The sequence below is a fragment of the Pseudomonas sp. WS 5146 genome (genome assembly GCF_012985495.1).
Taxonomy (GTDB): Bacteria; Pseudomonadota; Gammaproteobacteria; order Pseudomonadales; family Pseudomonadaceae; genus Aquipseudomonas; species Aquipseudomonas edaphica.
In genome coordinates, this window is sequence record NZ_JAAQWL010000010.1 from 244,556 (window position 1) to 260,819 (window position 16,264).

A 16,264-nucleotide genomic window follows, 5' to 3' on the forward strand; every position below is an offset into this window, starting at 1 on the left:
TTAGATCAAAAGGCGTCGCAGGTTATTTCCAATAGTTTTTTTGACCTGCCGGAACTTAACCCGTGAACTGCTACTCAGAGTTACTGAATGGGTGGTGAAGCCCTTCAATGCTCCTATGTTGTGTTAAGTGTTGGCAGATATCTGGACCCCGCCCTAGCGGTCCGGAACTTGGACCCCGAACTTCCCCTCCCCATACGAAGTCCGGGGTTTTTTTTGCCTGCGCAAAAGTTATTCGGCGATTTCCGCGCCCTTGTCTGCTAATTCCATCCAGCCGGCCAGCACGGTGTAAGCGTCTTCCAGGCCCATGCGCTTGGGCGCCGAGAACAACTGGATGGTGATCGCGTCGCCCCAACCTTTACGGATTTCGGACTGCACTTTGAGCAAGGTGTTCTTGGCTGCGCCGTAGGTCAGCTTGTCGGCCTTGGTCAGCAGGATATGCATCGGCATGCCGCTGGCGACGGCCCAATCGAGCATCAGCAGGTCGAAATCGGTCATTGGATGACGGATGTCCATCATCAGAATCAAGCCCTTCAAACTCTCGCGGCCACCCAGGTAAGCCTCAAGGTGACGCTGCCAGTGCAGCTTCAACGGGATGGGTACTTTTGCATAACCGTAGCCCGGCAGGTCGACCAGACGCCGATCATCGTCTAGCTTGAAGAAATTGAGCAGCTGCGTGCGGCCCGGGGTTTTCGAGGTGCGCGCCAGGCTGGCGTGGGTCAGGGTGTTCAGCGCGCTGGACTTACCGGCGTTGGAACGGCCGGCAAAGGCGACTTCAAAGCCCTCGTCATCGGGGCATTGGTCCACTTTGGCGGCGCTGAGCATGAACGTGGACTGTTGGCACAGGCCGAGGATGGGATTCTTGAGTTGCATGAGATTTCCGATGTGGGCGGTGCCGAGAAAGGGTGCGGCAAGCGGTGTCGTTTCCGTTTCAGTAGCGCCAGTATATAATGCCGCAGATTTTGTGTGTGCTTTGTCCCAGCGAAGGATGAAGTTCACGGGAGCGAAAGACCTTCATTGCGCATTAGAACGCAAAACGCTCTCAAACCCTGAAAAGGTCGATGTATGACCCGATGGTTATGCGCTTTTGGTGTCCTGATCGCGCTTTTAGGCGCTCAGGCTACACAGGATCCAGAGGCGCTGTACAACCGAGTTTGCATGGCTACGCTGATGCAACACGTGACTCAGGGTTTCAAGGCAATGCCGCCGCGTGGTTTGTGCATGGACTGCAGTACTGAGGATTACCAGGCCATCAACGCGTTGATGGTGAGTAAACCCGGTAGATAACTCTTAAACCCTTAGCCGTAGTTGGATTAGCTGATGAACAAACTGATCGTGAGTCTGCTGTTGACCTTGGGCATCACTGGCGCTGCCGTCGCTGCAGAGGGCCCCCTTAAAGGTGATGCCACTGCCGGTCAAGCGAAAGCCGCCGTATGTGGTGCTTGCCATGGACCGGATGGCAACAGCCCGGCGCCGAACTTCCCCAAACTGGCAGGCCAGGGTGAGCGTTACCTGACCAAGCAGATGCACGACATCAAGGACGGCAAGCGCACGGTGCTGGAAATGACCGGCTTGCTGACTAATCTCAGCGATCAGGACCTGGCGGACATCGCGGCGTATTTTGCCAGCCAGAAAGGCAGTGTGGGAGCTGCTGATCCGAAGCTCGTTGATAAAGGCCAGGCGTTGTTTCAAGGCGGCAAACTCGCTGAAGACCAACCTATCGGTGGCATGCCTGCCTGTAAGGCTTGTCACATCGCAGGTGGCAGTGGGCTGGCCGAGGCGGGTTTTCCCCACCTGAGTGGTCAGCACGCCCAATACACAGCCAAGCAGTTGAAGGACTTCCGCGAGAAGGTTCGCTCCATCGATGGCGATGCCAGCAACAAAATGATGACTGACATTGCGGCGAAACTTTCGGATAAAGATATCGAAGCGCTGTCCAGCTATATTCAGGGCCTGCACTGATTGGACCTGCGACGTTAACGCTCGATTAATCCATCGATGCAAGCATAAAAAGGGTGGCTTAGGCCGCCCTTTTTTGTGGCCGGTGCCGTTACACTAACGAACTCATGCCCGCGTAGACCTGTCACAACTAAAGGTCGCGTGAGGCGACTTTATTTGTCCAGGAGTAAAGCATGCGTAATCTGATCCTCAGCGCCGCTCTCGTCACTGTCAGCCTTTTCGGCATGACCGCGCAAGCTGCCGACGTGCCGCTTGAAGCCGGTAAAACCTACGTTGAATTGGCCAACCCGGTTCCGGTCTCGGAGCCAGGCAAGATCGAAGTGGTGGAGCTGTTCTGGTATGGCTGCCCGCATTGCTACGCCTTTGAGCCGACTATCAATCCTTGGGCCGAAAAACTTCCGTCCGACGTTAACTTCCGACGCATCCCGGCCATGTTCGGCGGCCCATGGGATGCCCACGGCCAACTGTTCCTGACCCTGGAAGCCATGGGTGTCGAGCACAAGGTTCACAACGCTGTATTTAATGCGATTCAAAAAGAAGGCAAGCGCCTGACCAAGCCTGACGAAATGGCTGACTTTGTTGCCACCCAAGGCGTCGACAAGGACAAGTTCCTGGCCACCTTCAACTCCTTCGCTATCCAGGGCCAAATCAAACAGGCCAAGGAACTCGCCCAGAAGTACGGCGTACAAGGCGTACCGACCATGATCGTCAACGGCAAATACCGTTTCGACCTGGGCACTACCGGTGGTCCTGAGCAAACCCTCAATGTTGCCGACCAACTGATCGCTAAAGAGCGCGCAGCCAAGTAAGGGGGCCATCATGCGCGGCTGGGGTACTGAACGTAGCGTTGGCCTGCATGAACCGCGGGTCAACGAACACCACCTGGAGTCCACGGGCTTGCCGGCAGACAGTCGTCTGCGGCTGCTCAGCTTCAATATTCAGGTGGGCAACAGTACCGAGAAGTATCGGCACTACCTCACCCGTGGCTGGCAGCATCTGCTGCCGCACAAAGGGCGTACCGGTAATCTGCAGAAAATCGGCGACCTGCTCAACGACTTCGATCTGGTCGCCTTGCAGGAAGCCGACGGCGGCAGCATGCGCTCCGGTTATGTCAATCAGGTGGAGCATCTCGCCCATCTCGGTGCTTTCCCTTATTGGTATCAGCAACTCAACCGCAACCTCGGGCGCCTGGCACAGCACAGCAATGGCGTGCTCAGCCGCTTGAAGCCGACAGCCATCGAAGATCACCCGTTGCCCGGCCCAAAAGGGCGCGGCGCGATTCTTGTGCGTTTCGGCGAAGGCCCGGAAGCCTTGGTGGTGGTGATGATGCACCTGGCGCTTGGAGCGCGTACACGCAACCTCCAGTTGGCCTACGTGCGTGATCTGATCGGCAACTACAAACACCAGGTGCTGATGGGTGACATGAACACCCATGCCACCGACCTGTTGCAGAATTCCCCGTTGCGCGACCTCGGGTTACTGGCGCCGCAAGTCGAAGCCACGTTTCCCAGCTGGCGCCCGCAACGCTGTCTCGACCATATCCTGCTCAGCCCCAGCCTTACACTGGAAAGTGTGCAGGTGCTGGCGCAGCCCATTTCCGATCACCTGCCCGTCGCGGTAGAGATTCGTCTGCCGGGTTCGCTCACGGCTGATGCATTACCCGCGTTGAGCCCAGGCCCTCGCGGACCCCTTGCATGAGCGACGACGCCCAGCGCTGGAAAGAGAAATACCTTAAAAGCGTTGAGCAGCAAGATAAGCTCGAACGCCGCTGGGCTGCCCGCCTCGACCTGTTGCGCCGAGGCCTGGTGCGCAGCACGCTGGCGGCGGAAGGCACCGACCGTGCGGTTGATCAATGCATGAAAGAAATGCGCGATGTGGTGCGTACCGACGACATGGACGCTGCCCTCGCCGCCTTGCTGCCACGCCTGGAAAAAGCCGTGCTCGACTCGGAGCAGCGCCGCGAAACCCGGGTCGACCAGATCAGCACTGCGCTGACTGCCTTGGTTGCGCAGTTGCAGAAACTGCCTCTGCCGCGTGAAGTCGCCCGCCCGCTGAAAACCTTCGCCAAACAGCTTGATGGCCGAGTCGGCCAGGCGCGTGAGATCCCGCTGCTGCTCAGCGAATTGAGCAGCCTGCAAGGGCAGGCGCTAAATAACCTGGAGCCTGAAGGCGAAGCTGCGCGCCCTGGACCTGGCCTGCTGCAACGCCTGTTTGGTGCAAAGGATGTGTCGAATGAGGCGCCGCTGGTTGAATCTGCCCCGCTCTATGCACCGCAACCGCCGGCGTCGAAACCTGCTGCTGCCAAAGCCGCGCCCGAGCCACTGGAGCCCGTGCAATCCGAAGAGCTGACCCAAGCCTTGCGCGCTTTTGCGCCATTGCCGGTAACGCCGGCCGCCGCGCAGCCTGAACCCGCTGAGCCGGTCAAAGTGGCTGAAGTCGCCCGCGAAGCCTTTGCCTTTGAGGCACCGGCGCCGGAGCAAGCCCCCGTCGGGCCTGACGAAGTCTCTGAGCCAGAGATGCCCGAGCCAGCACTAGAGGAAGCCGCGCCCGAAAGCGCCCTTGCTGCATTTATCGAAGAGCCGCAGGTTGAGGTCGACACGCCAGATCAAACGCTCATCGGCAGCCTGTCGCTTCCGCCCGTGCTGGAACCCTGCGAGCCCGATCCCGATGCGCTGCAACCGGACGGCACCTACGCCCTGCCCGACTCCCCCGAGCCGTCCTACAGCTCGGTCGCCAAGCATATCGAAGACACCTTGCTTGGCTTGCTGGAGGATCTGTCCTTACCCGAGCGCCACCGGCCCCAGGCCGAAGCCATGCGCGAGCGCTTGGCCCACGGCTTGAACTGGTACGAATTGCTGCCGATCCTCGATGACCTGGCGGTGCTGATGCTGGCGATTACCGACAGTGGCCAGCATGAGTTCGAGGCCTACCTCAAGCAGCTTAATGAACGCCTCGAAGCCTTCCAGGGCCATCTGCAGGTGGCCAGTGAGGGGCACGCCGACAGCCGCTCGGCCGCACGGGAGCTGGATACGCAGATCCGTGAACAGGTCGACGGCCTGCAAAGCAGCGTGCAGGAAGCTGCTGACCTGGACAGCCTCAAGCATGTGCTGGAAAGCCACCTTGAAGGCTTGCTCGGCACCATGGACGAACACCGGCAGCAGCGTGACCAGCGCGAGCAGGAAGTCGCGGCGCGGCTCAAAAGCCTGGCCGGGCGGGTGGCGAACATGGAGCAGGAAGCCCAAGGTTATCGCGAGCATTTGGAAGTGCAGCGCCAGAAGGCCTTGATCGACCCGCTCACCGGCCTGCCCAACCGTGCGGCCTGGAGCGAGCGCCTGGATCATGAAGTGAATAGCTGGCATCAGCGCGGCAACAGCCTGTCACTGGCCATGCTCGACCTGGACCACTTTAAGCGCATCAACGATGGCTACGGCCACTTGGCCGGCGACAAGGTGCTGAAGATCATCGCCAATGTGTTGCGCAAGCGCCTGCGCTCCGGCGATTTTATCGCGCGATTTGGGGGTGAAGAGTTTGTATTGTTGATGCCTGACTCAGGTTTGGCAGATGCTTTGGACGTGGGTGAGGTGCTGCGTTCGGCCATCGAGGCATGCCCGTTCCACTTCAAAGGCGAGCCGGTGACCATCACGGTGTCCATGGGCGTGGCGCAGTTCCTGCCGGGAGAACGCAGTGACCTGGCGCTAAAGCGTGCCGATGAGGCGTTGTATCGGGCCAAGGCCGCTGGACGCAACCGGGTGCAGGCGGCGTAAAAGATGTTCCATTTTGTGATTTGACCGTCGAGCCCCGAACCATCCGTTACACTGTTGCATTATCGTCTTCTGCGTACTGTCTTCCGCCATGAAATCCTTTTGCATTGCCTTTGTGCTTCTTTTGCTCGCCGGCTGCGCCAGCGGCCCGCGGCTGAACACCAGCCACCCTTCTTTGAACCACGACAACCGCGTGCAGTTCGTCATTGTCCATTACACCTCCGCCAGCCTTGAACGCTCCCTGGCGCTGCTCACGCACGGCCAGGTCAGCAGCCATTACCTCATTGGCGATGATGCTTCAGGCACCATCTACAAGCTGGTAGACGAGAGCCAGCGCGCCTGGCACGCCGGTGAAAGCGAATGGGCGGGCCGCACCTGGCTCAACTCCAGCTCCATTGGTATCGAGATCGTGAACCCAGGTTATACAGACGCGCCGACCGGCCGCCTGTGGTACCCGTACTCCGAGGCCCAGGTGCAGTCGTTGGTGGTGTTGCTCAAGGACATCAGCAAGCGCAACGGCATCGACCCCAAAAACATTATCGGCCATAGCGACATTGCGCCATTGCGCAAGCTCGACCCAGGCCCGTTGTTTCCGTGGAAGCGCCTGGCGGCTGAAGGTTTGGGCGTGTGGCCGGATGCACAGGCGGTGGCTCGATTCCAGCAACAGTATGCCGTTAGCCTGCCGAGTATTACGTGGTTCCAGGAAGAACTGGCGCGCCTGGGCTACCAGACGCCGCAGACGGGTGAACTGGATGTGGCCACGCGACATGTGATCGCGGCGTTCCAGATGCACTTCCGGCCATCACGGTTCGACGGCACGCCGGATGCGGAAAGTGCAGCTATCCTGAGCGCATTGAACCGCCGCTAAAGGTGTAACCCCATTCAAATGTGGGAGCGGGCTTACCCGCGATGACGGAGTGTCAGTCAACAAAGTTTTGGCTGAGCCACCGCAATCGCGGGCAAGCCCGCTCCCACATTTTTTTGTATCCAGGCTACAACGGCAGTGCCATATAGAACTGCGTACCCTGCCCCGGCCGCGAATACACGCCCATGCGACCGCCGTGCAACTGTACGATCTCCTTGCACAACGCCAGCCCCAGGCCAGCGCCGCCTTTCTTGCGGCCTACTTGTACGAAAGGTTCAAAGATGCGCCCCTGTTGGCCATAGGCAATACCCTCGCCGTTATCTTCAACGCTGATAATCACCCGTTCGCCGTGGCGGCGTGCCTGCAAGCGAATCTGGCCACCATTGGCCGTATGTCGCAAAGCATTGCCTAGAAGGTTATCGAGTACACGCTCGAGTTGAACCTGGTCGGCGTACAGCCTGGGCAATTCCGATTGAGCTTCCACCAGCAGTTCGATGTGTTGTGCGTTCGCGGGCTCCGTGAACCGGGCTCGTGCGTGCTCGAGCAAATCAGTGACATCGCATGGCCCGAGCGTGAGTTTTTGCAGGCCGTTCTGGTAGCGCGAGAAGTTGAGCAGGTCGTTGATCAACTGCATCAGGCGCTGCATTTCTTCATTGACCGTATCCAGCAGGTCGGCCTCACGGGACTCGGCGGGAAACTTCGCCCGTTCGCGAAACAGCCCGAAGGCCATGTGCATGCCCGTCACCGGCGTGCGTAATTCGTGGGAGGCGCGCAATACGAACTCGCTGCGCACACGTTCGAACGCGCGTTGTTCGGTGACGTCATGCAGCACCATCACCGCACCTAGAATATGCCCTTGGGTATGGCTGACCGGCGTCAGGCTGTAGGTCAGCAGGCGCAGTTCGCCTTCGACTTCCACTTCCAGATCGTCCGGCGCGCGCTCCAGGTTGCCGCCGCGCAGCACCAGTTGCAGCTGCTCATCCATTTCAGGGCGACCCAAGGCTTCACCCAAGCCTTGGCCGAGGCGCTCTTCGTCCCAGCCCAACTGGCGCTGTGCCACGGGGTTAAGGTGTTCCAGACGGCCTTGGCGGTCAATCATCAGCAAGCCGTCGTCGATGCTGTCGAGCACTGCTTGCAGGCGTTGCTGGCCGGCCAGCAATTCATCGATATTGGTCGCCTGATGCTGACGCAGTGCTTCGGCCATGATGCCGAAACGACGGGTCAGCTGATTCATTTCTGCCGCCGATGAGATCGGCAGCGTCACTTCGAAATCGCCTTGCCCGATCTTGTCGGCGGCCTTGGCCAAGGCTTCAATTGGCCCACCAAAGCGCCGTGCGATGCCATGGGCGGTGACGAAGCCGATGATCAACACCGCCAGGCCGACCAGCCCCAGCAAGCCGGCGATTAACAAGGCGCGATTGCGCGACTTGTGCTCGCTGTCGTTGATATTTTCCAGGGCGCCTTTGTGTTCAGCGATCAGTCCGTTACGCAGTGCATTGAAGGTTTCGGTGAGTTTTTCGTTTTTATTGTTGGCCAGTGAGCTTTGCTGAGCTTCGTCAAACGCCTTGAGGAAATTCAGGTAGTCGATGCGTGCCTGGCTGAAACCACTGGTTCTGCCGTCCTGCTGCTCATGGGCGATGCCCTGGTCCAGCAGGGCAAAATAGTTCTGCTTGGACGTCTGCAGGGCAGCGGGGTCGGGCTGCTCCTCCAGCATCAGGATCAACTGGTCGCCCAAGGTCTGGCGCAGCTTGAGGCCCAGGTCCAGGGTGATAAAGTTGCTGCGGATCAGCGACTCCTGGCTCTTGGCCATTTGCATGACGCTGACCAGTCCCAGGACCAGTCCCAACAGGGCGACGGTTATCAGCGCTGAGATACTCAGAAACAACCGAGTGCGCAGTTTCATCGCAAGCTTCATAAGGTGCAGCTCACAGGTTGTACTGTTTACGTTTGCGGTACAGGGTCGACGCGTCGATGCCCAGCGTGCGGGCCGCTTGATCCAAGGTGTCGCTGGTAGCGAGAACGGCGCCGATATGGGCTTTCTCCAGTTCGTCCAGGCTCAGTGCTGCGCCAATACGCGGGGCATTGTTGGTCGGCTGTTCGGCCATCCCGAGGTGGCTGATTTCAACCTTTTCCTGCGGGCAAATGATGCTGGCCCGCTCCACCACGTTACGCAGTTCGCGGATATTGCCCGGCCAGCGGTAGTTAAGCAGCGCTTCACGGGCGGCATCGCTGAAACCGCGTGCAGGTCGGGCATACTCCTTGACGAAGCGCGCCAGGAAACGGTCGGCCAGAGTCAGGATGTCTTCACTGCGCTCGCGCAGGGGCGGCAGGTGCAGGGTGATGACGTTGAGGCGGTAGAGCAAGTCTTCCCGGAAACGGCCGTCGCGCACCATGTCTTCCAGGTTCAGGTTGGTGGCCGCGAGGATGCGCACATCAGCACGTCGAGTGACCGGGTCGCCTACGCGCTCATATTCCTTGTCTTGAATGAATCGCAGCAGTTTTGGCTGCAACGTCAGGGGAAAGTCGCCGATCTCGTCGAGAAACAGCGTGCCGCCGTCGGCTTGGTTAACGCGGCCCAGCGTGCTCTCACTGGCGCCGGTAAACGCGCCACGGCTATGGCCGAACAACTCGCTTTCCATTAGCTCGGCTGTCAGTGACGGACAGTTAATGGTCACGCAGGATTTTTTCGAGCGTTTGCTCCACCCGTGAATGGCCCGGGCCAGCTCGCCTTTACCGGTGCCGGACTCACCGAGGATCAAAATATTGGCATCGGTGCCAGCCACCTGACGCGCAGTTTCCAGTACCACCATCATCGCCGGGCTGTGGGAATCGAGGCCGTCCTTGGGTTGGCGCACTGCGCCTTCCAGTGCTTCCAGGCGTGCGGAGAGCTGGCGCACTTCCAACTGCTTGGCGGTGGCCAGGCGCAGTTGATCGGGGCTGCACGGCTTGACCAGGTAGTCGGCGGCGCCGGCCTGGATCGCGTCAACGGCGGTGTCTACAGCCGAATGCGCGGTCACAATCACCACGCGCATCCATGGCGCCTGGATGCGCATCTGGGCCAACACATCCAGGCCATTGTCTTCACCCAGGCGCAGGTCCAGGAAGCACAGGTCGAATACCTGACGCTGCATCAAGGCATCGGCTTGGGCGGCGCTGTTGGCAGTGGCTACGCTGTAGCCTTCATCTTCCAGGCAGTAACGGAAGGTGCGGAGGATCGCGGATTCGTCATCCACTAAAAGAATGCGGCCTTGAAGTTCCTTGGCTGATTCCATCTGTCCCGCGCTCCTTAACTATAAATGATGGTGTTTAGTCCCGGATTAATCGGGCAAGTTGCATGGTTTATTCTGATTCATAAAAGGCATCTTCGCGCAGGTATCTTCACGTTCCCCTACAAAGGCGCCGATTGATGGCGTTTTCTTGCCTTCTTGCCAATTCGGCAACGCCCGCGGTTGTTTCGATCCATTGACCCGACCACTGACCATCGTGCATTTCGCACGGCCTGCAAAGGGGCATCGTGCAGGATGCTGTTCGCTACTGTATTGGTGTATCTATAACTAATTGATTTTATTGAGTTTTATTTTGTAAAAAAACTGGCATGCACTCTGCAATAGCTCTCCCAACGAATAATCAAAATGCGGGAGAAATGCAGCATGACTCGCCAAAGCCTCAGCCAACTACGTGTATCGCCACTGCGCTTGCAGCAAGGTCTGTTCGCCAGCCTGGCTTTGATGGTCACGTTGATTGCCGGCCAGCAGATGCAGCATTGGCAGCAAAGTCAGCAGCAAACCGCGCAATTCGAACGTCCGTCGATGACCCAAACCCATTTCCGTTCCGTTGGCAGCGCCAGCGCTACTACTGAAGTAACCGCCCCGCAATTGAGAGTGGCAGGCCAGGATTCAACCCTGGGTGAATTGCCAACCCAAGAGCGCTGGGTGTTCTAAGCAAGAAAAGGTCGCTTGTGTTGAGCGGCTGCACGGCACTACCGCTGTTACCCCTATAAAAGCTTAAGGAGAATCACCATGTTGAGTTGGGCAATCACATTTCTGATCATCGCCATTGTGGCTGCAGTCCTGGGCTTCGGTGGTATCGCGGGCACCGCCACGGGTATCGCAAAAATTCTGTTTGTGGTCTTCCTGGTGATGTTCATCGCTTCGTTCTTCTTTGGTCGTCGCGGCCGAGGCTGAATATGACCATTTTGTCCTTTAAAGCCATGGCTGCCGCCCTGCTCTTGGGCGGCAGCGGGCTGGTGATGGCCGCCAATGACGGCCAATCCCGAGCCAACGAATTGCTTAGTGCGGATAAGCAGTACCGCGAAACCTGGCAAAGCGTGGTGAAGAAAGAACAGCGCTTGCCGGAATGGGTGATGAACCTGTCCGGTACGGCCGAGCAAATGAATGCCGTTGAAGAAGATGGCGACAAGTATTTGGTGGGGCCGCTCTGTGAGACTGCAGATACGTGCCTGAACAAGCGCCTGATCGTTGCCTTTAGCCTCGACAAGGAAGATGCCTACGCCATGTTGGTGGAAGTCCCGGCCGGTTTGCCGGCAGACAAATCCCCGACACGGCACGCCGATTACCGTTTTATCGGTAAGCCGAACGAAGGCATGCAAAAGCTGCTGATGGAGCAGCTTAAGAAAGATCCGAATTGGTACTAGGTTCCGTCTGATGCGTCTGTCGTCTGCGGAGCCGGCGTCCATAGAAAGAAGCCCCTCGCTTCTTTCTGTCTGCATAGCCCGCCAAGGGTGATGCATGACCAGGGGGCCGGGTTGCTCTGATCAATCGAGATCGGCGTGACCTACGGGTACAGGGAGTGCCTGCGCAAGGGCCGGGTCAGGTGAAAAGCTGCGACGCAAGTTCACAAGCCCTCACGCTTGCTGAACTTGCGACGGGCTTGTCACTATCATGCTCCGCTTCTTATACGGCTCATAGCCGACAATTTCTCTTTTGCGCGCGCCTAACCATTACTTGGTGTTTCGTGGCGACCATCTATCGAGAAAATTTTGGCTGCGCCATAGGACATTTCTGGCGCCAGGTCAGTGAATTCCCAGGCATTTTCGCCAACCTGTATAAGTCGTCCAACATCTCTGAGCGAGCCGGTATTGGCCGGTTAACGGCATATTCACGGGCTTTAATGGCGGATTTGAACTGACCGTTCGGACAGCTAATTTCAAAAAAAGTCATGCCGATTCGGCATAGGGTAGGCGTTTACGGCATTAGACGTCGAACCCTTGCATGGGAATAGTTGCGCCTTTTTTCGCCTGCCAGTAAGCCATTTCGGCCATGCTGCGGTGACCTTCCATGGAGGCAAATGCGCACACTTTTTCGCTTCCGAGCGTTGCGAGTGGCGCATTTGCCTTAAGTCCACTTGAAGTAAGGGTAATGACATGAAGAAGGCAAAGCTAAGCCTCGCCTGGCAGATCCTCATCGGTTTGGTACTGGGGATCGCAATCGGTGCAGTGCTCAACCATTTCAGTGCTGAAAAAGCCTGGTGGATCAGCAATGTGTTGCAGCCAGCGGGCGATATCTTTATCCGCCTGATCAAGATGATCGTGATCCCGATTGTGATTTCCTCGCTGATTGTTGGCATCGCCGGCGTAGGGGATGCGAAGAAGCTGGGGCGGATCGGCGTCAAAACCATTCTTTACTTCGAAGTGGTCACCACCATCGCCATTGTGGTCGGCCTGTTGCTTGCCAACCTGTTCCACCCGGGCGCCGGCATCGACATGAGTACCCTGGGTACCGTCGACATTTCCAAATACACCGCCACCGCCGCCGAAGTGCAGCATGAGCATGCGTTCATCGAAACCATCCTCAACCTGATCCCATCGAATATTTTCGCTGCCGTTGCCCGTGGTGACATGCTGCCGATCATCTTCTTCTCGGTGCTGTTCGGCCTGGGCTTGTCGAGCCTCAAGCCTGAGCTGCGCGAACCGCTGGTGACCATGTTCCAGGGCGTGTCCGAGAGCATGTTCAAAGTGACCCACATGATCATGAAGTACGCCCCAATCGGTGTATTTGCCTTGATCGCGGTAACCGTCGCCAACTTCGGTTTCGCCTCCTTGCTGCCGCTGGCCAAGCTGGTGATCCTGGTTTACGTCGCCATCCTGTTCTTCGCCTTTGCGGTACTGGGCCTGATCGCCCGCCTGTTCGGCTTCTCGATTCTCAAGCTGATGCGCATCTTCAAGGATGAGTTGGTACTGGCCTACTCCACCGCCAGCTCCGAAACCGTGTTGCCGCGTGTGATCGAGAAGATGGAAGCCTACGGTGCGCCGAAGGCCATCTGCAGCTTCGTAGTGCCAACTGGCTACTCGTTCAACCTTGACGGTTCGACCCTGTACCAGAGTATCGCGGCCATCTTTATCGCCCAGCTGTATGGCATCGACCTGTCGATCGGCCAGCAACTGATGCTGGTGCTGACCCTGATGGTCACCTCCAAAGGTATCGCCGGCGTGCCGGGTGTGTCCTTCGTGGTGCTGCTGGCTACCCTGGGCAGCGTGGGCATTCCGCTGGAAGGCCTGGCCTTCATCGCCGGCGTCGACCGAGTGATGGACATGGCGCGTACCGCACTTAATGTGATCGGCAACGCCCTGGCTGTTCTGGTCATCTCCCGTTGGGAAGGCATGTACGACGATGCCAAGGGCGAGCGCTACTGGAACTCGCTGCCGCACTGGCGCAGCAAAGAAGCCGCACCGACCGCACAAGCTACCCGCGGCTGATCGCACCGCTGCTTTGAAACAAACCCCGGAAAATTCCGGGGTTTGTCGTTTCTGCCAGCCCCGCTATCATTCGCCCCATCTTTCGGGGGATTCAACTGATGCTCAATGGCCTGTGGCTTGGCTTCTTTGTCGTGGCAATGGTGTCAGCACTGGCGCAATGGCTGGTTGGCGGTAATGCCGGGATTTTTGCGGCGATGGTCGAAAGCATTTTCGCCATGGCCAAACTGTCGGTGGACGTGATGGTGCTGCTGTTCGGCACCCTGACCTTATGGCTGGGCTTTTTGCGCATCGCCGAAAAAGCGGGCATCGTCGATTGGCTGGCCAAGGCGCTCGGCCCGCTGTTTCGCCGTTTGATGCCGGAAGTGCCCGCTGGCCACCCGGCCATCGGCTTGATCACCCTCAACTTCGCCGCCAATGGCCTGGGCCTGGACAACGCCGCCACACCGATTGGCCTGAAAGCCATGAAGGCGTTGCAGGAACTCAACCCCATCCCCAACACCGCGAGCAACGCGCAGATTCTGTTCCTGGTGCTTAACGCGTCCTCGCTGACGCTGTTGCCGGTGACGATCTTCATGTACCGCGCCCAGCAAGGCGCCGCCGACCCGACGCTGGTGTTCCTGCCGATCCTGCTGGCCACCAGCGCCTCAACGCTGGTGGGCCTGTTGTCGGTGGCTGTCATGCAGCGCCTGCGCTTGTGGGACCCGGTGGTGCTGGCGTATCTGATTCCCGGCGCGCTGATGCTGGGCGGCTTTATGGCGTTGCTGGCGACACTGTCCGCCACGGCGCTGGCGGGCCTGTCGTCGATCCTCGGCAACCTGACGCTGTTTGGCTTGATCATGCTGTTTCTGGTGATCGGTGCGTTGCGCAAGGTGAAGGTGTATGAGGCATTTGTCGAAGGTGCCAAAGAGGGCTTCGATGTTGCCAAGAACCTGCTGCCGTATCTGGTGGCGATGCTTTGTGCAGTGGGCGTATTGCGCGCCTCCGGGGCGTTGGACTTTGGCCTGGAGGGGATTCGCCATGTGGTGGCCTGGACGGGCATGGACACGCGCTTTGTCGATGCATTGCCGACGGCGATGGTCAAGCCGTTCTCCGGCAGCGCAGCGCGGGCGCTGTTGATCGAGACCATGCAGGCCAAGGGCGTGGACAGCTTCCCGGCGTTGGTCGCGGCGACGATTCAGGGCAGTACCGAGACCACCTTTTATGTGTTGGCGGTGTACTTTGGTTCGGTGGGCATCCAGCGCGCGCGGCATGCGGTTGGATGTGCGTTGCTGGCGGAGTTTGCCGGCGTGGTGGCGGCAATTTCGGTGTGCTACTGGTTTTTTGGTTAAGGCTTAGATCGCTATCGCAGGCAAGCCAGCTCCCACATTTTGATTTGTGAACACCGTCAAATGTGGGAGCTGGCTTGCCTGCGAAGAGGCACTCAGCGTTTCGCAGCAGCATTGCCCTGCTGCACCACCCAATCCACCACCTGCTTATTCAACTGATCCCCCGCCTGCCCAAACGCCGCCACTACCGCGGGCACTTTTGTATCGCCGACCGGCTGCTTCACCTCAAACCGCCGACTGGCAATAATCCGCTGATCACTGCCACGCACCAGACGCGCATCCAGGCGGATCACCACCTCCACCGCACTGCCATGGTACTCACTCTGAAACGCCTGCAACTGCCCGCCCAGCTCGTAATCGGCCTGCAGGTTGGTCTCGTCGGTACTCAGCAGCGTCACCCGCCCATCGCGCTGGAAACCGTCCATAAACCGATTTCGCAGCAACACCGGCGTCGGGTCGCTCCAGCGTGAGTTCGCGTAGCTGCTGATCAGGTCGCCGTTTGGCACTACGGCGATGCGCGGGCTGTCGAGAAACTCGCTGCTCTGCGGCTTGGACACCCGCAGCGACCAGCTCACCGGCGCGCCTTGGGTGCTGGTTGGCGCCGACGCCAGGCGGTAAACGTCAGACGGATCCGGCTTGGGCAGGATCGAGCAGGCGCTGATCAGCACCAAGGCCAGCGGGGCGATTATTTGGTAAGCACGCTTCATGGCGTGAACTCCTTGTTCTTGTCGCTGCCCAGCAGGTAACCGCTGGGGTTGGCTTCGAGGCGGCGGGAGATGGCGCGCAGCGAACCGAGGGTTTCGCGCAGTTCGCGCACGGCCGGTGCCAGTTCGTTGAGGCCCTGCATGCCGCTGTTCACCGAGTCTTTGTTGTTGGTCAGCAAGGTGTTGATGGTCGTGGTGCTTTGTTCCAGCGACTTCATGGCCTGCTCGGCACTGCCGAAGGCTTGCTTGCCTTGGTCATTGAGCAAGCCGTTGGCATTGCGCATCAACGTGGTGGTTTGCTCCAGCGCGGCGCTCGCCTGCTTGCTCACCTGCATCAACTGTTGCATCACCACCTTGATATCACCGCGTTGGTCGGCAATGGCGCCGGTGGTTTGTTGCAGGTTATCCAGGGTGTTGCTCAGGCGCTCGACGTTCTCCCGCGAGAACATGTGGTTGGCGTTGTGCAGCAGCAGGTTGATGCTGGTCATCAGGTCGTTGCTGTTATTGAGCAGGCGCGCAATGGGGGACGGCGAGGCGATGATTTCCGGCAGGTTGCCGTCCTTGCCCTTGAGCTCCGGGCTTTGCGGCGTACCACCGCTGAGCTGGATGATCGAGGTGCCGGTGATGCCGGTCAGTGCCAGCTTGGCCTGGGTGTCTTCCTTGATCGGTGTCTGCCCGGCCAGGCGGATGCGCGCCAGTACCCGGCGCGGGTCTTTCGGGTCCAGGCGCAGGCTGGTGACATCGCCCACCTTGATCCCGCTGTATTGCACCGAACTGCCCTGGGACAGGCCGCTGACCGCCTCGTTGAACACCACCTCGTAGTCCTGGAAGGCGCTATCGACGCTGGACTTGGCCAGCCACAGGCCGAACAGCATGGCGCCGACCACCACGATCACGCTGAACAGACCGATCATCACATGATGGGCTCGGGTTTCCAT

16 protein-coding genes are annotated in these 16,264 nt (G+C 59.0%); 11 read left to right on the top strand and 5 right to left on the bottom strand.

The window, feature by feature from the left end; all coding sequences use genetic code 11:
- Positions 1 to 228 precede the first annotated feature (228 nt).
- Positions 229 to 870, bottom strand: a complete 642-nt coding sequence (yihA, locus tag HBO41_RS23705) for a ribosome biogenesis GTP-binding protein YihA/YsxC (protein ID WP_042943980.1) — start codon at positions 868 to 870, stop codon at positions 229 to 231.
- A 192-nt stretch (positions 871 to 1,062) separates the two neighbouring features.
- On the opposite strand from yihA, the gene HBO41_RS29580 reads away from it, so the two are divergent.
- The 6 genes from HBO41_RS29580 to HBO41_RS23730 all read left to right on the top strand — a co-directional run bounded on the left by HBO41_RS29580 (position 1,063) and on the right by HBO41_RS23730 (position 6,585).
- Complete coding sequence (locus HBO41_RS29580) at positions 1,063 to 1,284, top strand: cytochrome (RefSeq protein WP_017139090.1); 222 nt, start codon at positions 1,063 to 1,065, stop codon at positions 1,282 to 1,284.
- A gap of 33 nt (positions 1,285 to 1,317) precedes the next feature.
- The gene (locus tag HBO41_RS23710) at positions 1,318 to 1,959 is read left to right on the top strand and encodes a cytochrome c (RefSeq protein WP_017139089.1); all 642 of its coding nucleotides are present in this window, start codon (positions 1,318 to 1,320) and stop codon (positions 1,957 to 1,959) included.
- Between the two features lie 170 nt (positions 1,960 to 2,129).
- Positions 2,130 to 2,765 (top strand): thiol:disulfide interchange protein DsbA, encoded by a 636-nt coding sequence (gene dsbA / locus HBO41_RS23715; RefSeq protein ID WP_017139088.1) that lies wholly within the window; start codon positions 2,130 to 2,132, stop codon positions 2,763 to 2,765.
- Between the two features lie 7 nt (positions 2,766 to 2,772).
- Positions 2,773 to 3,654 (top strand): endonuclease/exonuclease/phosphatase family protein, encoded by an 882-nt coding sequence (locus HBO41_RS23720; protein ID WP_370589433.1) that lies wholly within the window; start codon positions 2,773 to 2,775, stop codon positions 3,652 to 3,654.
- Positions 3,651 to 5,720 (top strand): diguanylate cyclase, encoded by a 2,070-nt coding sequence (locus HBO41_RS23725; RefSeq protein ID WP_169987970.1) that lies wholly within the window; start codon positions 3,651 to 3,653, stop codon positions 5,718 to 5,720. Before HBO41_RS23720 ends, HBO41_RS23725 begins: the two co-directional genes overlap by 4 nt.
- 88 nt (positions 5,721 to 5,808) lie before the next feature.
- A complete protein-coding gene (locus HBO41_RS23730; RefSeq protein ID WP_017139085.1) occupies positions 5,809 to 6,585 on the top strand; it encodes an N-acetylmuramoyl-L-alanine amidase in 777 nt (258 codons plus the stop codon).
- A gap of 124 nt (positions 6,586 to 6,709) precedes the next feature.
- Here HBO41_RS23730 and HBO41_RS23735 read toward each other — a convergent pair whose 3' ends face one another.
- Together HBO41_RS23735 and algB are read right to left on the bottom strand one after the other, a co-directional pair.
- Positions 6,710 to 8,497, bottom strand: coding sequence for an ATP-binding protein (locus HBO41_RS23735; RefSeq protein WP_017139084.1), 1,788 nt, complete (start codon positions 8,495 to 8,497; stop codon positions 6,710 to 6,712).
- Positions 8,498 to 8,507: 10 nt separating this feature from the next.
- On the bottom strand, positions 8,508 to 9,854 hold the full coding sequence (algB, locus tag HBO41_RS23740; RefSeq protein WP_017139083.1) for a sigma-54-dependent response regulator transcription factor AlgB: 1,347 nt from the start codon (positions 9,852 to 9,854) through the stop codon (positions 8,508 to 8,510).
- Positions 9,855 to 10,232: 378 nt separating this feature from the next.
- Here algB and HBO41_RS23745 point away from each other — a divergent pair, with 378 nt between their 5' ends.
- From HBO41_RS23745 to HBO41_RS23765, 5 genes are all read left to right on the top strand, one after another.
- Complete coding sequence (locus HBO41_RS23745; protein ID WP_017139082.1) at positions 10,233 to 10,523, top strand: hypothetical protein; 291 nt, start codon at positions 10,233 to 10,235, stop codon at positions 10,521 to 10,523.
- A 78-nt stretch (positions 10,524 to 10,601) separates the two neighbouring features.
- Positions 10,602 to 10,766, top strand: a complete 165-nt coding sequence (locus tag HBO41_RS23750; protein WP_003170804.1) for a DUF1328 domain-containing protein — start codon at positions 10,602 to 10,604, stop codon at positions 10,764 to 10,766.
- Positions 10,767 to 10,768: 2 nt separating this feature from the next.
- Entirely contained in the window at positions 10,769 to 11,236 is a 468-nt protein-coding gene (locus HBO41_RS23755; protein ID WP_169987972.1) for an inhibitor of vertebrate lysozyme family protein, read from the top strand.
- Between the two features lie 729 nt (positions 11,237 to 11,965).
- Positions 11,966 to 13,297, top strand: coding sequence for a glutamate/aspartate:proton symporter GltP (gltP, locus tag HBO41_RS23760; RefSeq protein WP_017139080.1), 1,332 nt, complete (start codon positions 11,966 to 11,968; stop codon positions 13,295 to 13,297).
- Between the two features lie 98 nt (positions 13,298 to 13,395).
- Positions 13,396 to 14,625, top strand: a complete 1,230-nt coding sequence (locus HBO41_RS23765) for a nucleoside recognition domain-containing protein (RefSeq protein WP_017139079.1) — start codon at positions 13,396 to 13,398, stop codon at positions 14,623 to 14,625.
- 92 nt (positions 14,626 to 14,717) lie between these two features.
- Here HBO41_RS23765 and HBO41_RS23770 read toward each other — a convergent pair whose 3' ends face one another.
- A complete protein-coding gene (locus HBO41_RS23770) occupies positions 14,718 to 15,329 on the bottom strand; it encodes an ABC-type transport auxiliary lipoprotein family protein (protein WP_099550158.1) in 612 nt (203 codons plus the stop codon).
- Positions 15,326 to 16,264 carry an MlaD family protein gene (locus HBO41_RS23775; protein ID WP_056861024.1) on the bottom strand — a complete coding sequence of 313 codons (939 nt, stop codon included), beginning with the start codon at positions 16,262 to 16,264 and terminating at the stop codon, positions 15,326 to 15,328. The genes HBO41_RS23770 and HBO41_RS23775 overlap by 4 nt, the downstream gene beginning before the upstream one ends.